The organism is Burkholderia cepacia GG4 (genome assembly GCF_000292915.1).
Lineage (GTDB): Bacteria > Pseudomonadota > Gammaproteobacteria > Burkholderiales > Burkholderiaceae > Burkholderia > Burkholderia cepacia_D.
In genome coordinates, this window is sequence record NC_018514.1 from 684,093 (window position 1) to 703,954 (window position 19,862).

The 19,862-nt window shown below is 67.7% G+C and carries 15 protein-coding genes; 9 read left to right on the plus strand and 6 right to left on the minus strand.

The window, feature by feature from the left end; all coding sequences use genetic code 11:
* Positions 1 to 92 precede the first annotated feature (92 nt).
* On the plus strand, positions 93 to 1,427 hold the full coding sequence (locus GEM_RS18910; protein WP_041490745.1) for an NAD(P)/FAD-dependent oxidoreductase: 1,335 nt from the start codon (positions 93 to 95) through the stop codon (positions 1,425 to 1,427).
* A 60-nt stretch (positions 1,428 to 1,487) separates the two neighbouring features.
* Positions 1,488 to 2,582 carry a potassium channel family protein gene (locus GEM_RS18915; RefSeq protein ID WP_014898979.1) on the plus strand — a complete coding sequence of 365 codons (1,095 nt, stop codon included), beginning with the start codon at positions 1,488 to 1,490 and terminating at the stop codon, positions 2,580 to 2,582.
* A 334-nt stretch (positions 2,583 to 2,916) separates the two neighbouring features.
* Here the strand turns inward: GEM_RS18915 and GEM_RS18920 are convergent, their stop codons facing one another.
* The 5 genes from GEM_RS18920 to GEM_RS18940 all read right to left on the minus strand — a co-directional run bounded on the left by GEM_RS18920 (position 2,917) and on the right by GEM_RS18940 (position 10,652).
* The gene (locus GEM_RS18920) at positions 2,917 to 4,707 is read right to left on the minus strand and encodes an FAD-binding protein (protein ID WP_014898980.1); all 1,791 of its coding nucleotides are present in this window, start codon (positions 4,705 to 4,707) and stop codon (positions 2,917 to 2,919) included.
* Positions 4,708 to 4,961: 254 nt separating this feature from the next.
* Positions 4,962 to 5,804 (minus strand): shikimate dehydrogenase family protein, encoded by an 843-nt coding sequence (locus GEM_RS18925; protein ID WP_014898981.1) that lies wholly within the window; start codon positions 5,802 to 5,804, stop codon positions 4,962 to 4,964.
* On the minus strand, positions 5,801 to 8,356 hold the full coding sequence (locus tag GEM_RS18930) for a branched-chain amino acid ABC transporter ATP-binding protein/permease (RefSeq protein WP_014898982.1): 2,556 nt from the start codon (positions 8,354 to 8,356) through the stop codon (positions 5,801 to 5,803). Before GEM_RS18930 ends, GEM_RS18925 begins: the two co-directional genes overlap by 4 nt.
* Entirely contained in the window at positions 8,353 to 9,222 is an 870-nt protein-coding gene (locus GEM_RS18935; protein WP_014898983.1) for a branched-chain amino acid ABC transporter permease, read from the minus strand. Before GEM_RS18935 ends, GEM_RS18930 begins: the two co-directional genes overlap by 4 nt.
* 131 nt (positions 9,223 to 9,353) lie before the next feature.
* Complete coding sequence (locus GEM_RS18940; RefSeq protein ID WP_014898984.1) at positions 9,354 to 10,652, minus strand: ABC transporter substrate-binding protein; 1,299 nt, start codon at positions 10,650 to 10,652, stop codon at positions 9,354 to 9,356.
* A 214-nt stretch (positions 10,653 to 10,866) separates the two neighbouring features.
* Between GEM_RS18940 and GEM_RS18945 the strand changes: the two genes are divergently transcribed.
* Positions 10,867 to 11,913, plus strand: a complete 1,047-nt coding sequence (locus tag GEM_RS18945) for a Gfo/Idh/MocA family oxidoreductase (RefSeq protein ID WP_014898985.1) — start codon at positions 10,867 to 10,869, stop codon at positions 11,911 to 11,913.
* 21 nt (positions 11,914 to 11,934) lie between these two features.
* On the opposite strand, the gene GEM_RS18950 is transcribed toward GEM_RS18945, so the two are convergent.
* Complete coding sequence (locus tag GEM_RS18950; RefSeq protein WP_014898986.1) at positions 11,935 to 12,831, minus strand: NAD-dependent epimerase/dehydratase family protein; 897 nt, start codon at positions 12,829 to 12,831, stop codon at positions 11,935 to 11,937.
* A gap of 138 nt (positions 12,832 to 12,969) precedes the next feature.
* Here GEM_RS18950 and GEM_RS18955 point away from each other — a divergent pair, with 138 nt between their 5' ends.
* From GEM_RS18955 to GEM_RS18980, 6 genes are all read left to right on the plus strand, one after another.
* Complete coding sequence (locus GEM_RS18955; protein ID WP_014898987.1) at positions 12,970 to 14,715, plus strand: FAD-dependent oxidoreductase; 1,746 nt, start codon at positions 12,970 to 12,972, stop codon at positions 14,713 to 14,715.
* On the plus strand, positions 14,712 to 15,323 hold the full coding sequence (locus tag GEM_RS18960; RefSeq protein ID WP_014898988.1) for an NIPSNAP family protein: 612 nt from the start codon (positions 14,712 to 14,714) through the stop codon (positions 15,321 to 15,323). Before GEM_RS18955 ends, GEM_RS18960 begins: the two co-directional genes overlap by 4 nt.
* 39 nt (positions 15,324 to 15,362) lie before the next feature.
* Positions 15,363 to 16,196, plus strand: a complete 834-nt coding sequence (locus tag GEM_RS18965) for a sugar phosphate isomerase/epimerase family protein (RefSeq protein ID WP_014898989.1) — start codon at positions 15,363 to 15,365, stop codon at positions 16,194 to 16,196.
* A 114-nt stretch (positions 16,197 to 16,310) separates the two neighbouring features.
* Positions 16,311 to 17,717, plus strand: coding sequence for an MFS transporter (locus tag GEM_RS18970; protein ID WP_014898990.1), 1,407 nt, complete (start codon positions 16,311 to 16,313; stop codon positions 17,715 to 17,717).
* Positions 17,718 to 17,803: 86 nt separating this feature from the next.
* Positions 17,804 to 18,667 carry an IclR family transcriptional regulator gene (locus GEM_RS18975; RefSeq protein ID WP_014898991.1) on the plus strand — a complete coding sequence of 288 codons (864 nt, stop codon included), beginning with the start codon at positions 17,804 to 17,806 and terminating at the stop codon, positions 18,665 to 18,667.
* A 409-nt stretch (positions 18,668 to 19,076) separates the two neighbouring features.
* Positions 19,077 to 19,400 (plus strand): hypothetical protein, encoded by a 324-nt coding sequence (locus tag GEM_RS18980; protein ID WP_187293269.1) that lies wholly within the window; start codon positions 19,077 to 19,079, stop codon positions 19,398 to 19,400.
* Positions 19,401 to 19,862 lie beyond the last annotated feature (462 nt).

Sequence of the window (19,862 nt, forward strand, 5' to 3'; positions counted from 1 at the left end):
CCATCGAGCGCCCGAACCTGACAGCATGATCCGGTGCCCGCCATCGCGAACGTCGATGGATGTGCCGGATGTATCGACTCCAACAGAGAACAATGACGACAACCTATCCGCTTCACGACACATTGACGCGCGCCGGAGCGGCGTTGCCTGACGAAGCCGACGTCGTGATCGCCGGCGCCGGCATCATGGGCTGCGCGGCTGCGTATTACCTGGGCCTGCGCGGGCTGAAAGCCGTCGTGCTCGACAAGTCGCGCATCGCCGGCCAGCAATCGACCCGCGCCTGGGGCTTCGTGCGGCAGCAGGGCCGCGAATCCGCCGAGGTGCCGCTGATGATGGCCGGCATGCGGATCTGGGAAGGGCTCGAGCAGGCGCTCGGCTTCGATCTCGAATGGCGGCAGGGCGGCTGCCTCTACATGGCGGACAACGAAGACGACTGGGCCTCGTTCCAGGCGTGGCTCGCCGTCGCGCGCGAACACGGGCTTGACACCCGTACGCTGACGCGCGCGCAGATCGACGAGCGCGTGAGCGGCCTGTCGACGCAGGCGCGCACGCTCGGGGGGCTGTATACCGCGACCGACGGGCAGGCCGAGCCGCGTCGTGTGGCGGCCGCGTTCGCGGCGCGCGCGACCGAAGCCGGCGCGCGTTTCTTCGAAGGCTGCGGCGTGAGCGCGATCGAGACGGCCGGCGGCGCGGTCGTCGGCGTCGCGACCGAGCGCGGCACGATCCGCACGCGGCGCGTGATCTGCGCGGCCGGCGCGACCAGTTTCAGGCTGCTCGACGGGGTTGGCATCCGGCTGCCGCAGCAGGCCGTGCGCGGCACCTGCATGCGCACCAACGTGCTGCCCGACGTGTCCGCGTCGACGATCTGGGGGCATGGCCTCGGCATTCGGCAACGCAAGAACGGTGCGATCAATCTTGCTGACGACATGCAGGTCGACGTCGACCTGACGCTCGGCCACTTGCGCGGGTTGAGCGTGTTCTGGCCGGCGTTCTGGTCGCAGCGCGAGAAATTCCGGCTGCATTTGAATGCGGCGGCGTGGCGCGACGCATGGGCTCGCATCGGTGGCGGAACCGGGCCGATCGAGCCGCGCGATCCGCAGCCGCAGCCGAATCGCGCGCATGCGCCGCGTGCGCTCGCGAAGCTCAAGGCGATCTTCCCCGTGCTGAAGGACGCGCAGATCGTCGAGGCGTGGGCCGGCCTGATCGACGTGCTGCCCGACGGGATCCCGGTGATCGATGCGCCCGGCACGCCGTCCGGGCTCGCGATCGCGACCGGGTTCTGCGGACATGGCTTCGCGATGGGGCCGATCGTCGGCCGGCTGCTGGCCGAGTGGGTCGACACGGGCGAGCCGTCGCTCGACCTGTCGGCGTTTCGTGCGCAGCGTTTCGTCGACGGGACGATGGTGCGGCCGCGCAGCATGCTGTGACGGACGGGCCCGCGTGTTCCCGTCGTAGAATCGGGTCCGCATCCTTCAGGAGATTCACCGTTGGCAACGCCTTCCGACAAGCGCCGCTCGTTGCGCTCACGCCTGCGCCGTGCCCGCGATCCATGGCAGGCGCCGCGTGCGCGCACGCTGTTCACGCGTCCCGCGACGTCGCCGCGGCGCACGCTGCTGTTCCGCCTCGGCGCGGTCGTGCTGTTGTGCGTGCTCGCGTTCCTCGTGCTGTATCTCGATCGCGACGGCCTGCGCGATTCGACCAAGAGCACGCCGATGAACGTCGCCGATCTCGTGTACTTCACGATGGTGACGGTCGCGACGGTCGGCTACGGTGACATCGTGCCGGTCACGGCGCGCGCGCGCCTGATCGATGCGTTCTTCATCGTGCCGATCCGCATCGGCATCTGGTTCATTTTCCTGGGCACGGCGTATCAGTTCGTGATCCAGCGCGTCATCGAGGAATTCCGCATGAAACGCCTGCAGAAGCAACTGTCCGATCACATCGTCGTGTGCGGCTACGGCCTGTCAGGGTCGATCGCCGTGCGCGAGCTGCTCGAAAGCGGTGTCGATCCGTCGACGGTCATCGTGATCGATGCGCAGCAGCAGGCGCTCGAGGCCGCGACGTCGCTCGGCGTGACGGGGCTGCTCGGCGATCCCGCGCACGAGGATCTGCTGCAGCAGGCGCAGGTGCGCGCGGCGAAGGCCGTGATCATCTCGGTGACCGACGATCCGACCGCGATCCTGCTGACGTTGTCGGTGCGCAGCATCGCGCCCGAGACGAAGATCGTCGTGCGGATCCAGGAGAACCTGTATCAGCGGCAGTTGCGGCAGGCGGGGGCGGACGTGATCGTGTCGTCGACGAAGATCGGCGCGCTGCTGCTCGCGGATGCGGTGCATAGCCGCTACATCGTGCCGTTCGTGAACGACATGCTGTCGACGCGCGGGCGCGCGACGCTGCTGGAGCGCGAGGCGATGCCGCACGAGATCGGCTGCATGACGAACGTCGTGCCGGGCGCGATCGTCATCGGGCTCGATCGCTGTGGGAAGATTCATTCGTTCTACGAGGATCCGCCGTGCCGGATCGAGGCGGGGGATACGCTGGTCGTGATTCAGTCGGCGAGGATTCCGGATCCGGATGTTTGAGGGTGTTTTGTTTTTGGAAAGTGCAAGTCATTCAATCGGTTGTGTCTGAGCGTTTCAGTTGAATCGTTGTCTCTTTCTCGACGTGCAGGCGCCGTGCAGGGGCCTGGAAGCAACCTCGATCCACTTCGATCGTCGCTGGAATTTCCGGCGGCGTCGTTTCGCTATTCAGAAGCGGCTGCCGTTTTGGAGCGGCACTTGCTGGTCATGTGAATGTGTTCGCGCAGAACGTTCGAAGCGGCGATGGCCTGGCCGACCGCCGCTTCGTCGTCGTACGCGGCCGCGGTTTCGATATGCCGATAACCCGGCGCGAGCGCATGCCGCGCCGGCGCGTTCGTCAGCGGTGGGCGCTGTCGCAGGTCGAGCGGTGGATCGCGTCCGAGGACGATGTGCTTGTCGACGCCACATCGCGTTGTGCGACGAACTTCGCGATGCGCCAGCCGAATACGATGGCGGGGCCGAGCGTCGTTCCGGGGCCCGGATAGGTACCGCGGAAGATCGACGCGAGATCGTTGCCGCACGCGAACAGCCCCGGGATCACGCGCCCTTCGACATCGACCACCTCGCCGTTCGCCGTGCCGCTCAGCCCCGCGCTGCACGCGAGATCGGCGGGCCATACGGTCACAGCATAGTAGGGCCCGGCGCCGATGGGCCGGATGCACGGATTCGGTTGTTGCGCCGGATCGCCGTTGAAGCGGCTCATCGGGCTGCTGCCGCGCTGGAACGCGGGATCCTTGCCCTCGGCGGCATCGCGGTTGTAGGTCGCGACGGTGCGCTCCAGACCGTTCGCATCCACCTGCAACTTCGCGGCCAGCTCGGCCAGCGTCGTCCCCCTGGCCAGATAGCCGGCACGCTCGAACGCCGCGATGCGCGCAGCGCTGCGCGCCGGCATCAGCAGGCCGAGGCCATAGGTCCGGATGAACGCCGCATCGACGATCAGATGGGCCGGCACGCTGGGCCCGTTGCCGCTGTCGTGCAGCATCCCCATCACGAAGTCGTGGTACGAGTTCGACTCGTTGACGAAGCGCTCACCGCGGCTGTTGACCGCGATGAGGCCGGGCTTCGCGCGATCGAGAATGATGTGCGGCCAGACGCTGTCGCCGTCGCTGCCCGCGGCTGCGCCCGGTGCGCGACGGATCGAGCACGGCATCCACAGCCCCGGGCTATCGCCGCCGTTTTCAACCCGCGCATTGACGCGCTGCGCGCGATCGACGCCGTCGCCGGTATGCGTACTAGGTGACAGCGACAGCGGCCGGGCCGCGGCAGGAAAGAACTGCGGGCGCAGCGACGGATGGCGCGTGATGCCGCCGGTTGCGAGGACCACGCCGCGCCGCGCGCCGATCCGCTTGCGGCCGCCGTCAGGCGTCGTGACGACGGCGCCGGTGACGCGGCCCTGGTCGCGCACCAGTTCGAGCAGCGGCGTGTCGAAGCGAATCTCGACCTGGCGTTTGAGCAGGCTGTAATAGAGCCGGGCGGCGAGCGCATTACCCATTACGAGCTGCGTGCCGCGCGGAAAACGCATGCGGTCGATCGCATAGCGACCCACGACCGCGATCGTGCGTTTGAAGTTCGCGACCGACGCGAACGGTGCGAGCAGCGCATTGAGGTCGGCGCGTGCGACCATCATCCCGCCGAGGCCCATGAACTCCTTGCGCGGCGGGCGCACGCGCGCGAACGCGCGGCCGAGCACGCGCGCATCGAACGGCGCGGGCACGAGCGCCCGCCCGCCGTACGCCGCGCCTGGGCCGTTCACGTAATCGGGATGCGCGGTGGCGGCGACGAACTTCACGTCGCTGATGCGCGCGAGCTCGTCGATCGCGTCCGGGCCGCTTTGCAGGAATGCTTCGCGTGCGTCGTCGCCGCCGCGCGCGTCGACCACCGACTGCAGGAAGCGGCGCGCATCGTCGACGCTGTCGGGCACGCCTGCGTCGACGCTCAAGCGTGTGCCCGGCACCCACGTCGTGCCGCCCGACGTGGACGTGATGCCGCCCACCGCAGCGGTTTTTTCGCATACGAGGACGGCGAGCCCCTCGTGATGCGCGACGAGCGCGGCGGTCATGCCCGCCGCACCCGCGCCGAATACCAGCAGGTCCACTTCTTCGTCCCAGCCCTGTTGCACCGCACTCATGTCCACGTCTCCTCCGTTTCGTTCCGCCGCACGTCCGAATTCGACGAGCGGCGGAAGATGCTCCGATGATTGTGGAATGTTATTCCAATAAATAACAAAGTGGAATAGTGTTCTACAAACTGTGGCGAGACGAACCGCGAGGGTGTTCAGAAGCGGTGCACGATGCCGACGCCGGCCGCGAACGGGCTGCGCGTGGACGACGGCGCCGAATTGAAGCCGTCGCCGCGCATGACGATCGCGACCCGCGAGCGCGCTCAGGCGGCGCTGTCGATCAGGAACGCGACCATGCGATCGCAGACTCGCGCGAACATCTGCGTGCCCGTGACGGTTCGGCAGCCGCGGGCGCGCGCGGCTTCGATGAACGGCGTGAGCGGCGGCTTCGTGACGACGTCGCCGACGAACGTGGTGGCCGGCACGCGCGAGACGTCGACGGGCAGCGGATCGTTTGCCCGCATGCCCATCGGCGACGCATTGACGATCACGTCGAACGACTCGGGTGCGACATCCGCGTCGGCGACGTGCACCGTGCCGCGCTGCAGCGTCGCCAGCCGCTCGACCAACGAGGCGGTGCGGGCGGCATCGTTGTCGCGCACGTCGAGCGACGCGACGCCCGCCGTGACCAGCGCATGGCCGATCGCGGAGCCTGCGCCGCCCGCGCCGACCAGCAGCGCGCGCTTGCCGCGCAGGTCGCAGCCTTCGTCGCCGAGCGCGGCAACGAAGCCGGTGCCGTCGAACATGCCCCCGTGCCAGCCGCCGTCTGCGGTGCGGCGCAGGGTATTTGCCGCGCCGAGGAACGCGGCTTCATCGGACAGGCTCGTGCAGAACGCAGCGGCGCTGAATTTGTGCGGCACGGTGATGATCACGCCGTCGACGTTGCGCATCGGCGTCACGCCCGCGAAGAACGCCGCGAGATCGTCCGGTGCGACGTGAGCGGGGACGACCAGCGCGTCGAGTCCGGCCTCGCGCAGCGCGGCCGTCACGCCTTTCGGCGAACGGACCTGCGCGATCGGATCGCCGACGATGAAGTGGATGCGGGTCGCACCGCTCAGGCCTTCGTCGAGCGAAATCGGAGTGGTCGGGGTCAAGTGGGCAGTCATGCTGTTTTCATCTCCTGGGTGGAACCGGCCTCGTTGGGTACGATGCCGAGCAATTTCGCCTGGGTGGCGGTATCTCGTTCGAGCGCGACCGCGCTGCTTTCATGCGCGACGCGCCCGTTGACGAGCACGTACGCGCGATCGGCGATCGGCAGCACCATGTCGGCCTGGTGCTCGACGATCACGACGCTCGCGCGCTCGCGCAGCTTGACGACCGCGTCGAGCACTTCCTGCACGACGGCGGGCGCGAGCCCCTCGAACGGTTCGTCGAGCAGGATTGCCTTCGCCGGCGCCATGAGCGCGCGCGCGATTGCCACCATCTGCCGTTCGCCGCCGGACAGATGTTCGGCGCGCGCATCCTTGCGCGTCGCGAGGCGCGGGAACAGCGCGAACATCTCGTCGACGCTCGCGCCGCCCTTGCGTGCGGCGAGCCGCAGGTTCTCGGCGACCGTGAGGTTGGGGAACAGGCGGCGGCCCTCGGGCACCATCGCGAGGCCGAGACGATTGATCTCGTGTGCGGGGCGCCCGGTGATGTCGTGGCCGTCGAACACGATGCGCCCGGCCGTGACGTCGGCGACCCCGGTCGCGGCGCGCAACGTCGTCGTCTTGCCGACGCCGTTGCGTCCGAGGATCGCGATCACTTCGCCTTCGTGGAGCGTGAGGTCGATGCCGTCGAGGATCGTGTTGCCGGTGTAACCGGCCTTCACGCCTTCGAGGCGCAGCAGCGGGCGCCGCGTCGGCGCGGCATCTTCGTGCTGCGCGCCACGCCGTGCGGCCAGCCGCGCATCGACCGGCCGCTCGCCCTTCGCGTGGCCCAGGTAGGCTTCGACCACTTCGGGATGGCGCGCGACGTCGGCCGGCGAGCCGTCCGCGATCAGCCTGCCGCGATGGAGCACGCTGACGCGATCCGAAATCGTCAGCACGCGATCGATGTCGTGCTCGATCAGCAGCACCGCATGATGGTTCGACAGCTCGCGGATGATCGCCGCCACGCGCACGCGATCGGCTTCGGCAAGACCCGCGAGCGGCTCGTCGAGCAGCAGCAGGCGCGCGCGGGTCGCGAGCGACAGTGCGATTTCGAGCAGGCGCTGCTCGCCGTGCGACAGGCTTTCGCATCCGTGCGCCGCGCGGTCGTCCAGCCCGACCGCCGCGAGCAGCGACCAGGTCAGCGCATTCTGTTCGCCGAGCGTGTGCGCGTCGCGCCAGAGGCCGAGGCGATCGTGCTGCGCGGCCTGTACCGCGACGCGCACGTTCTCGAACACGGTGAGGTTGCGAAACACGCTGAGGATCTGGAACGAGCGGCTCATGCCGAGCCGCACGCGGCGGAACATGGCGAGCTTCGTCACGTCCTTGCCGTCGAACGTGATCGTGCCGGCCGTCGGTGACAGCACGCCCGTCAGCATGTTGAAGAACGTCGTCTTGCCCGCACCGTTCGGGCCGATGAAGCTGTGCAGCCGGCACGGATGGACGTCGAGGTCGATCTGTTCGGCGGTCACGAGCGAGCCGAAACGCTTCGACAATCCGCGTACGCTCAGCACGGGCGTATCGGGATCGGTGTCGATGCCGCCTGCGCGATACGGCGCGATCGCGTCGGGGCGCGCGGGAATCGTGTCTCGCACGAGGGTCCAGCGCGGACGTCGAAGAAACCGCTGCACGATACCGTGTATGCCCTCGGGCGAGAAGAACGCGAACGCGATGATGACCGGCGCGAAGATCAGCCACCAGTGCTCGGTCAGGCTGCTGAGCTTGTCCTCGAGCAGGATGAACGCAATTGCGCCCCACAGCGGCCCGAGAAACTGGTGGACGCCGCCGAGTACGGTCATCAGCAGGCTGTCGCCCGCGTGCTCCCAGCTCAGGTTGTTCGCATACGCGCCTTGCAGCATCAGGCACAGCAGGCCGCCCGCGTAGCCGATCACGGCGGCCGAAATCACGAACGCGCGCAGCTTGAGCCGATACGTGTCGTAGCCGAGGCTCGCCGCGCGCTGCTCGTTGTCGCGCAGCGCCTGCAGCGCCCGCCCGAACGGCGCGTGCACGAGGCGCCACAGCAGATAGGCAATGCCGATCACCGTCACGCACGCGAACACGTGGAAGCCGACGGTCGTCGGGAAGGTCGGGCGCGGCACGTTCTGCAGGCCGTTTTCGCCGCCGGTCACATCGGTCCACTTGAACGCGATCTCGAATGCGATCTGCGAACAGGCGAGGGTGAGCAGCGAGAAGTACAGCCCGCGCCGGCGCAACACGATCGCGCCGATCAGCGCGGCCAGCACGGCCGTCACGATCACGCTGGCCGCCAGGGCGAGCAATTCGTTGCCCAGCAGGCGCAGCAGCGACACGGCGACCAGGTACGTGGCCGTGCCGAAGAACACCGATGCGCCGAACGGCACGAGCCCGGTATAGGCGACCAGCAGGTTCACGCCCATCCCGTAGAGCGTGTAGATCGCGATCTGGGTCGCGCGCTCGAGCGGCGTGCCGGTCGCGGTGAGCGCGAGCGATACGAGGACGAGGGCGGTGGTCAGCACCGCAACGGGGTGGCGGGTCAGATAGTCGAGTTTCATTCGAAGCGCTCCCAGCGTTCACCAAACAGCCCGCGAGGGCGCACGAGAAGGACGAGTGCCATCAGCACGTACATCGCGACCGACGAGCCCGCCGGAAAGAACTGGACGGCCAGCGCGGTCACGATGCCGACCAGCAGGCCTGCGACCACGGCGCCGGCGAACGAGCCGAGGCCGCCGATCGTCACGATCACGAACGCGGGCATCACGGCGGTCGTCGCCATCCCGGGCGTGACCGTGACGAGCGGCGCCGCGAGCACGCCGGCGGCGCCCGCGAGCAGCGCACCGAGCGCAAAGGCGCCGGTCAGCACGCGCGGCAGGTTGATGCCGAGCAGGCCCACCATTTCCGGATCGCGGCTGCCGGCGCGCAGGATCCGCCCGTACGGCGTGTAGTTCATGAACCACCACAGCACGCCGAGGATCGCGACCGTTGCGGCGAGCACGAACAGCCGGTACTTCGTGATCAGCAACGGCCCATACACGAGAAAGCCGTTGAGCATCCCGGGCGGACTGAACGGCAGGCCGCCCGCACCCCACACGAGGCGAACCAGCGCGGTGAGCAGCAGCGACAGCGCGAACGTGACGATCAGGCTGAGCAACGGCTCCTTGCCGTACAGGCGCCGGATGAACACAACTTCGATCAGCACGCCCACCGCCGCGACGAACACCGGTGCAAGCACGACGGCGGCCCATCCGAACTGCGTCGACAGCGCGATCGCGAAATACGCACCGAGCGCGAAGAGCGCGCCATGCGCGAAATTCACGATGCCGAGCAGCCCGCAAATGATCGACAGTCCAATCGCGAGCAATACATAGAGGAATCCCAGCACCAGTCCGTTGGCGACCTGGGACAACAACATTTCAGCCATGCCCTTACTCCAGAGTGCGGCCCGCCGCCGCTGCGCCGCGGCCCGTCGTGACGGGCGAACGGCGGGCGGCGACGCGCGCGGGATACGCTTTCGTGTCGGTTCGTGCGCCGCCGCAGCGGCGACGCACGGCGTCAGCGCGCGGCCATCTTGCAGCCGATCTCCTGGCGCGTGCCGAAGAGATGGTCGAGGTCGGCGGGGTTCTGCGGCACGGCGGAGATCGGGTCGAGCCAGTCCCATTTGTCGGTGATCCGGTCCTTCACCTTGAACACGCTCCAGCGCCGCAACAGCTGGTGGTCCCACGGGCGGAAGTAGGCGGCGCCGCTGCCGTCGGTGAGCTGAATGGTCTCCAGGCTCTGCACGAGGTCCGCGCCGGACGTGCTCTTTGCGTGGTCGATCGCCTGCAGCAGTGCACGCGCCGTAAACCAGCCGATCCATGCCTTGTCGGCCGGCGGCTTGCCGTGCTTCGCCGTGTATTTCCTGACGAACGCGACTTCTTCCGGCGAATGGCCCGGCGAGCTGAAATGCCAGGGCTTGCCGTAGTAGCCGGTCGCGGCATCGGCGTTGATCGACCACAGGTCCGAGTCGCCGATGATCGGGCACGCCACCGGGATCCGGCCTTTCATGCCCATTTCCGCGTATTGCTTCAGGAACGTCGACAGGTCGCCGCCGGGCAGCCCGAGCAGCACGACGTCAGGTTTCGACTGGCGGATCTTCAGGATGAACGAGCTGAAGTCGGTGGTGTTGAGCGGCGTGACGTCGGCGCCGGTAATCGAGCCGCCCGACTGCTTCAGCAAGTCGGACATCGCCCGCTGGATGTCCTGCCCGTACGCGTAGTTCGCGACGAGAAAGTGCCATTTCTTGCCGATCGCGAGCATCGACGGCGCGAGCGCGCGGCATGCCACGGGCGTCGGGCTCAGTACGCGGAACGTGTACGGGTTGCAGCTGCTGCCGGTCAGTTCGCGCGCGGCGGCGTTCGGCGCGATGTAGGGCGTTTTGGTGCGCCACGCGACCGACGACATCGCCAGCGACGTGCCGCTGTTCGTGCCGCCGATCACCGCGATCGCCTTGTCCTGCTCGACGAGCTTCTGCATGTTCTGCTGCGCCGACTGCGGATTGGGTTCGTCGTACCAGACGAGATCGACACGCCGGCCGCGCGCCTGGTTGCCCGCATCGTCGAGCGCGAGCTTGACGCCATTCGCGATCACTTCGCCCTGTTCGGTCCACACGCCCTGCTTGGCCATCAGCAGGCCCAGCTTCAGCGGTTGCTCGCCTTGCGCGCGCACGATCGCCGGCGCGGCGAGCGCTGCCGCACCGCCCGCGAGCGCCTTGCCCGCGGTGACGAGCCAGGCGCGGCGCGACAACGCCGGGCTGTCGGGCGCGTCTGCCGGGTGGCTGGAAAGGTTGTCGTCCTGCTCGTGCTGGTCAGTCATGTGTCTGGGCTCCTGTTTCCGGTCAAGGGGCGATTCCGCGTGGTCCGGGGGCGGACCGCGCGACACGTGTCGAAATTTTCGTGAATTCTAGTTAGAAGTGGAATAGCATTCAACATTCAAAGATGGTTTCAATAAATCGGGGTATTCACTTGGTCGGTCCGGAATACGAGCGACCCGACTCGACGTGTACGCCCCGAACACCGGAGATGAAGAAATGGCGAGAAAACGGCTGGCAGTGATCGGTGCAGGCGCAATCGGGCGGATGCACGTGGAGCGCGCACGCACGCATGCGCAGGCGGAAGTCGTGGCGATCGCGGACCCATCGCCCGCGGCCGGGCAGTTCGCGCGTGCCGAGGGGCTGCGCTGGTTCGCCGATTACGCGACGATGCTCGACGCGATGCGCCCGGACGGCGCAATCGTCGCGACGCCGAATGCGACGCATGTCGAGGTCGGCCTTGCATGCATCGCGCGCGGGGTGCCGGCGCTGATCGAGAAGCCGGTATCGGACAGCGTCGCAGCGGCGGCCGGCCTCAGTCGCGCCGCGTGCGAAGCCGGCGTGCCGCTGCTGGTCGGCCACCATCGCCGCCACAATCCGATCCTGCGGCGCGCGCGCGAGATCGTGCAGTCGGGGCGGCTCGGCAAGCCGGTCGCGGCCAATGCGCTCGCGACGTTCTACAAGCCCGACGCGTATTTCGACGTCGAATGGCGCCGTCGTGCGGGCGGCGGCCCCGTGTTGATCAACCTGATTCACGACATCGACATCATGCGGTTCCTGCTCGGCGAGATCGTCGAGGTGCAGGCACAGGCGTCGAATCGCGTGCGCGGCTTCGACGTGGAAGACACGGCTGCCGTGCTGCTGCGTTTCGACAGCGGCGCGCTCGGCACGCTGGCCGTGTCCGACTGCGCAGCATCGCCGTGGAACTGGGATCTCGCGGCGGGCGAAGCCGCGCACTATCCGCGCCAGCAGGTGAACACGCATTTCCTGATCGGCACGGATGCGTCGCTCACGCTGCCGCAACTCGATCTGTGGGAATACCGCAGCGGGAAGGGCTGGCACGATCCGTTGACGGTCGAGCGCTGCACGCCGCATGGCGCCGATCCGTATCACGAGCAGTTGCGCCACTTCGCGGCCGTGATCGCGGGCGACGAGGCGCCGCTGTGTTCGGCCGACGATGCCGCGCGCACACTCGCGGCGACGCTCGCCGTGCATCGCGCGGCCGCGACGCGCACGGGCGTGGCGCCCGCGGACGTCGAGGCCTAGCCGCAGGGGTGGGGCGCCGGCCTAGCGCTGGCGCCGGTAGAACGCCACCGTCTGCCGCAGGCCGTCGTCGAGCACGGTCCGCGGCAGGCCGGGCAGCAGGCGCTCGAGCGCGGGGTCGTCGGGAAAGGCCGTCGCGATCGGCAGCGGCGGCCCGCCGGCATCGAGGTGCGCGCCCGGCACGATGGCCGCGATCCGCTCGATCAGCGTGTTCACCGCGGTGATCTCGCCAGCCAGCGTGAATGCGTGCGCGCCTTCGATGTCGCCCAGCAGCGCGGCCTCGTAGGCGGCGGCGACGTCGTCGGCGAACACGAGGCCCGTCGTGCCGGTAAACGGAATCGTGTAGCGCTCGCCGCGCGCGGCCGCCCGGCAGGCCAGGCTCGGCCCCGCGCTCGATCCCGTCTCGCGCCCGGCGCCGTAGACCACGAGCGGACGGAAGCCGACGCTCGCGATCCCGTGGTCGTGCCAGTACGCGCGCGCCGATCCTTCGCACGCCAGCTTGAACGCACCGTAGTGGGTTTGCGGCAGCGGCACGACGCCGTCGTCGGGGCCGAACACGCCGGCGCTGCTCGAATAGAGCACGCGTCGCAGCCCGGCTGACCGTGCGGCCTCGAACACGTTCAGCGTGCCGATCAGGTTGACCTGCGCGCCGCGCACGGGATCGGCCGCGCAGTCCGTCGTGAGGATGCCCGCGAGATGGATCGCCGCGTCGCAGCCGTCGAATGCGCGCGCCGTGGCGGCCGGGTCGGCGATATCGCCGGTGCGCCACTGCACGGCCGCGGCCCGTTCGGGCGCGAGCGCCTCGACGAGGCGCGGGTTCGTGCGCACGTCGAAGCTCACGCATTCCATGCCGCGCGCCAGCAGCCTCCTGATGAGCCATGCGCCGAGAAAACCGCTGCCGCCCGTTACCAGTACTCGCATTGCGTTGCCTCCATGTCGTCACAAAGTCTTTGCTAAACCCGATATAGTGGAATAGTATTCCACATCGAAAGAACATTCCATAGGCGTCGCGATCGTGTCGCATCCGGCGTTGGAGACACTGAACGGGCAAGACTGAACATGAAGCGTGAACCGATACTCGATTGCGACGTGCTGGTACTGGGCTCCGGCGCGGGCGGCCTCGCGGCGGCGGTCACGGCGGCGGCGCAGGGGCTGCGCGTGATCGTCGCCGAGAAGGAGGCCGTGTTTGGCGGCACGACCGCGTGGTCGGGCGGATGGATGTGGATTCCGCGCAATCCGCTCGCGACGCGTGCCGGCATTCGCGAAGACATCGATGCGCCGCGCACGTATCTGAAGAACGAACTGGGCGCGCAGTTCGATGCGGCGAAGGCCGATGCGCTGCTCGAACGCGGTCCGGAAATGGTCGAATTCTTCGAGCGGAACACGGCGGTACGCTTCGTCGACGGCAACCGCATTCCCGATTTCCACACCACGCCGGGCGCCGGCACGGGCGGGCGCTCGGTCTGCGCGATGCCATTCGACGGCCGCGAGCTGGGCCCGCTGATCGACCGGTTGCGCGAGCCGCTGTCGGTGACGACGCTCAAGGGGATGGCGCTCGCGTCCGGGCAGGATCTCGCGCATTTCTATCGCGCGACACGCTCGCTGACATCCGCGCTGCATGTCGGCCGCCGGCTGGCCGCGTTCGCGTGGCACAAGCTGCGTTACGGGCGCTCGATGCATCTCGTCAACGGCAATGCGCTCGTCGCACGCCTGCTGAAGTCGGCCGCCGATCGCGGCGTCGACCTGCGTACGAGTGCGAAGGCGATCGGCCTGCTGCGCGACGACACGCGCGTGACCGGCGCACGCGTGGCGATCGACGGTATCGTGCACGAGGTGCGCGCGGCGCGCGGCGTCGTGCTGGCCTGCGGCGGGTTCCCGCACGACCAGGCGCGGCGCGCGCGGACGTTCGCCTATACGCCGTCGGGCCGCGAACACTGGTCGGCGGCGCCGCTCTGCAATACCGGCGACGGGATCCGGCTCGGCGAATCGATCGGCGCGCATTTCGATCGGTCGCTCGATGCGCCGGCCGCGTGGGCGCCCGTTTCGCTGGTGCCGCAACCGGGTGGCGGCGCCGTCGCGTTTCCGCATCTGATCGAGCGTGCGAAGCCGGGCGTGATTGCGGTGACGCGCACGGGCAAGCGCTTCGTGAACGAGGCATCGTCGTATCACGACTTCATTTCCGCACTGCTCGACACGACGCCGGCCGGCGAAGAAGTGTGCGCGTGGCTCGTCTGCGACCATCGCTTTCAGCGGCGCTACGGGCTCGGTTTCTCGAAGCCGTTTCCGTTCCCGACCGGCCCGTACCTGCGCTCGGCCTATCTGAAGCGCGGCGCGACGCTCGACGCACTCGCGCGCGAATGCGGGATCGATGCGGCCAGGCTGGTGGACACGGTATCCGCCTACAACCAGTACGCGAAGCAAGGCTGTGATCCGGCGTTTCACAAGGGCTCGACACCGTATAACCGCGTGCAGGGCGATGCCGATCGGCAGCCGAACCCGTGTCTCGCGCCGATCGAAGCGGGGCCGTTCTATGCGGTGAAGCTGTTGCCGGGCAGCCTGGGCACGTTCGCGGGCCTGGCCACCGACGCCGACGCACGCGCGCTCGACCACGCTGGCCGTGCGATCGCCGGTCTCTACGCGGTCGGCAACGATTCGGCCAGCATGATGGGTGGTTGTTATCCCAGCGGCGGCATCACACTCGGCCCGGCGATGACGTTCGGTTATCTCGCCGGTCTTTCTCTCGCCGACGCCGCGCCTGAACCCGCGCGTGCCGGTATCGATTCATCCTCGAGGACAATGCAATGACACTGTATGACGTAGTGACGCTCACGGTGAAGATCGGCGCGAACGCGCAGGTCTTCGAAGGGATTCAGGCCAGCGGCGATCCGCAAGGCGGCAAGCTGCTCGGCGCGTGGTACTCGGATATCGGCACGCTCGGCCAGGTGCTGGTACTGCGCGGCTATGAATCGGAGGGCGCGCTCGTCGCCGAGCGCAAGCGGATGCTGCTCGAAGGCAACCCGTTCGGCTGCGGCGAATGCATCATCGACGTGAAGACGGCCAGCTATGCGCTGTTCCCGTTCCTGCCGCCGATCGAACCGGCCGTGCATGGCGGCATCTACGAGATGCGCGTGTACGGCACGAAGCTCGGCAGCCTGCAGCACACGATCGACGTGTGGGAGCAGGCGGTGCCGGAACGCACCAAGCGCTCACCGCTGGTCGGCGCCATGTATGCGCTCGACGGCGACACGCCGCGGTTCCTGAACATCTGGCCGTATGCGAGCGTGGACGAGCGTTCGCGCATTCGCGCCGAAGCGGTCAAGGACGGCATCTGGCCGCCGAAGGGCGGCCCGGCCCATCTCACCACCATGGAATCGACGATCTGCGTGCCCGCGCCGTTCTCGCCGTTGCGCTGAGCGGGCTGCGTGTTGCGCCATGACGCTCAAGGAGACGATATGACCCAGCCTCAATCCCGCGCGCTGTCGCTGTCGGCGCTGACCGTGCTCGAACTGAATCCGCCGCAGATGGTGCAATGCGCCGTCGACGCGGGCTACGACTACGTCGGCCTGCGACTGCTCCCGGCCACCGACACCGAGGTTCGCCACGAGATCGTCGGCGATACGCCGCTCAAGCGCGAAACGCTGGCGATCCTGCGCGATACGGGCATGCGCGTGCTCGACGTCGAGATCGCGCGCCTGAAGCCCGATACCGACGTGACGCACTACCTGCCGATGCTCGAAACGGCGGCGGAACTCGGCGCGCGCTACGTCCTCGTGGCCGGCAACGATCCCGACGAAGCGCGCACCGTCGACCGGCTCGGCCGGCTCTGCGACCTGGCCGCGCCGCTCGGCCTGTCGCCGTCGCTGGAGCCGATGCCGTGGACCGACGTGAAGGACATCGGCGCCGGTGCGCGCATCGTCGACGCGTGCGGCCGGCGCAACACCGGGCTGATCGTCGACCCGATCCACTTCGATCGCGCAGGCTCGTCGCTCGACGCGTTGCGTGCGTTGCCGCACGCGTACTTCGGCTACGTGCAGTTCTGCGATGCGCCGGCCGAGCGGCCGACCGACGTCGACACGCTGCTGTTCCAGGCACGCTGCGCGCGGATGGTGCCGGGCGATGGCGGTCTCGACCTCGCGGGCATCCTGCGCGCGCTGCCCGCTCACTTGCCGGTGAGCGTCGAGGTGCCGAACGAAGCGTGGGCGACGACGACGTCCGCCGTCGAGCGGGCGCACCGCCTGCGCGAGGCCACGCTTGCCGTGATCGACGCGGCGGCCGTGCCGGCCTGATCGCGCGGCGGCCGCCTTCGCGACCCAACGGCCCGATCGGCGCCAGGCATCGCGCCGGCACGCGGATCGGGCATTCAACAAGACAACAAGAACAAAACTCTCGGAGACATCAGCATGACTTCCTCGCAGACGGCCCGACGGCCGAAGCATCATATTCAGGATCGCGAATCGAAAGACGCGCGCTCGCTCGACGTTCAACAGTTTCTCGATACGCGGCCGGTAGGTCGGTTCCAGTGGTTCGTGCTGTTGTTGTGCATGCTGATCGTGATGCTCGACGGGCTCGACACGGTGATGATCGGCTTTATCGCGCCGTCGATTTCCAGCGCCTGGTCGATTCCGCGTGACGCGCTGGGCCCGGTGATGAGCGGCGGCCTGCTCGGTCTCGCATTCGGCGCGCTCACGGCTGGCCCGATGTCCGATCGCTTCGGCCGCAAGACGGTGATGGTCAGCGCGGTGATGTTCTTCGGTCTGTGGAGCATTGCATCGGCATTCGCGACCGGGGTGGTGTCGCTGACGGTGCTGCGCTTCCTGACCGGCATCGGCCTGGGCGCGTCGATGCCGAATGCGGCCACCCTGATGGCGGAGTATGCGCCGCCGCGGCGGCGCGCGTTGATGGTGACGGCCGTGTTCTGCGGCTTCACGTTCGGTGCGGCAGGCGGCGGCTTCGTGAGCGCGTGGCTGATCGAAACGTGGGGCTGGCATTCGGTCCTGCTGCTCGGCGGCGTGCTGCCGATCGCGTACGTGCCCATCCTCGTCAAATGGCTGCCCGAATCCGCGCGGTATCTCGCGCTGTCGGAGCGGCGCCGCGCACGGCTCATCGGCGTGCTGAATCGCGTGCAACCTGCGGTCGCTGACGAACGGACGCGTTTCGTGTCGGCCGAACCGGCACGCGACGCGCGCAGCCCCGTCCGCGCCATTCTGTCGCGCGAACACGTGTTCGGCACGGTGATGCTGTGGATCTGCTACTTCGCGGGGTTGCTGACCGTCTATCTGCTCGGCAACTGGCTGCCGACGCTGATTCGCGGCCTCGGGTTTTCGCTGGCCGAAGCGGCAATCGTCGGCGCGTTGTTCCAGGCGGGCGGGACGGTCGGCTCGCTGCTGATCGGCTGGCAGATGGACCGGTTCAACCCGCACGCCGCGCTCGGCGCGACCGTGCTGGCCGGCGGTGCGCTGGCCTGGTACATGGGCGTGTCGGCGCACCCGTTCAGCGTGATCTGCGTGCTCGCGTTCGGCATCGGTTACTGCATGAACGGTTCGAATACGGGCTTCTGCGCGCTGGCGGCTGGCTCCTATCCGACCGAGATGCGGGCCACCGGGACGAGCTGGATGCTCGGGATCGGCCGCTTCGGCGGCATTGCGGGCGCGATGTTGGGCGCGGCCATGCTCCATGCGAACTGGAGCTTCGGCCAGGTCTTCGCGGCGCTTGCGGTGCCCGCGGCCGTGGGCGGAGCAGCGGTGCTGCTCAAGGGGGCGCGCCATCGCGGGACGTTCGTGGCCGTGAGCGGGGCGGCCGGCCATTGACGCCGAGCGTGGCGCGCAAATTCGCTTGAATTCCAGTGTGGAATTATGTTCTTATTTGACATTCACCATACGGACGAGAAGGCGCCATGGCAGGAAATCTCGAGCGTGCGCTCGCAGTGCTGGAATTGCTGGCAAAGAACGGCGGACGCATGCCGTTGGCCACCATTGCCGATACGCTGAACATTCCCCGCAGCGGCACGCATCGCCTGCTGTCGATGCTGATCGACGAGGGGTTCGTGCGTCAGGACGAGGAACACGGCGAGTATATGCTGGCGCTGAAGCTGGTGTCGCTTGCGCTGATCTACTTGTCGACGAGCGGGGTGTTCGACATATCCCAGCCGGTGCTCGATCGCCTGGCCGAGTCGTCCGGCGAACTTGCACGGCTCGGCGTGGTCGAGGGCGATCACATCACGTTCGTCGGCAAGGCGCAGGGCGCGAAGTCCGGGCTGCGTTACGACCCGGACATGGGAAGCCAGCCGCCGCTGCATTGCACCGCGAGCGGCCAGGCGTGGCTTGCGACACTGCCCGACGAACGCGCGATCGAACTGGTGTCGAGGCAGGGTGGACTCAGTGCGAAGGCACAGAGTGTGCCTCGCGCGCCGAAGACGATCCAGCAGTTCCTGAAAGATCTGAGCGGCGCGCGCGCGCGCGGTTACGGGATGGCGATCGAGACGTACGAGGTCGGCATGACATCGATCGCGGCAGCGGTGCGCAATCCGGTCACGAACGAAGTGGTCGGTATCGTGAGCCTCGCCGGCCCGACGAGCCGCTTGCCGGAATCGCGACTGAAGGAACTCGCGCCGCTATTGCTCGCGGCCGCGTCGGACATGAGCGCGGCCACGCTGGGTTCGCCGTGGTTCAAGCGGACTGCCGTGGCAGGCGTGTCGGCAGAAGCGGAGCCGATTCCAGCAGCGAAGGCGGCGACACGCGGGCGCTCGTCGAAGCGATAGGGCTTCGCACGACAACGTTGAGGTGGCGGGTTGGGTGTGAAGGGCTGCCAGGGCGCTCGACCGAATAGGCTCCCCGTCGGCGTATCACTGTGGCGCGGGTAAAGGTACGCGTGAGCTGGTTGGAAACGCAATGGTCCAGCCAGGTCCGTCGCACTCGGTATTCGCTTTCGCCATTCGAATCGCCTCGTCGAAGGTGCGTTGGGTAGCGACGTGCCGATTATCGACGCTCACCAGCCAGTTTCCGGTGGTTTGGCACCAGCGGATGCGCCGCTCATCCAGTAACGCGGATAGCCATCGCCACAACGCCGCATCGACCGCATTTGCTGCTGCCGCCGCCTCAGCTCGTACCAAATGCATTGGGTTCGTAAGAATGTACCCAGCATGTCGGCGCCGGACCCTCGCAAGACGCGTGCGCAGGTCCGATTTCTTCCCTGCGCACGCGAAATGCCATCTGCGAAATCGGCGCCGACCAGAGCACACCGTAAGCGCCGGGCATGACCGGCGCTCGCACTTTGCGACCTTTCCCGCCATCAGCGTCGTGGGATTCGGCTACTTCCTGTACGCGATGATCGGCAACGTCTCGCTGATGGCCGGCACGTCTTCGGTCGTCGTGTCGATCCTGCCATGGATGACGCCGGCGATTGCCGTCGCCGGTGCTATATTCGCGGCGTGGCTGCGGCATGTGCGGCCGGCGGTCTATGCGCGGATCGGGCGATTCCTGAGCGATAGCTGACCATGCGAAATACTTCCGAAATTGGCCCGCTTTTCTTGATTAGGTATACGTATCAATTGGATGGGTTGGAAGATTCTTAGGCTGACAGGTTTCTGGGGGGAGTGTCGCTGCCGCGTTGTTGACGTGTGACGCGGCGGCACCAGATCGCGTCACCCGGTTGGCAATGGGGGTATGGCGAAATAGGTGAGGCTCGATGACGGGGCCTCCTGCTTCAGCCTGACAGGCTTCAAGGGTAACGAAGATCTTGGGGTGGCCTGACGAACGAGTTTGTCTACCAGTGCGACGTTCCGTACAGGATGGAGCAGGGTACACCTTCACGCCGGCGCTGATCCTTGACGGCGGCGCTCGGCATACGCGCTTCGAAGGACGCCAGGACGGCGAGTCCGGTCGCGGAACCCGGCGGCCACTCGAATAATCGTTCGAGAGCGTACGGATTCAACATACTGTTCGGATTGATAGGTC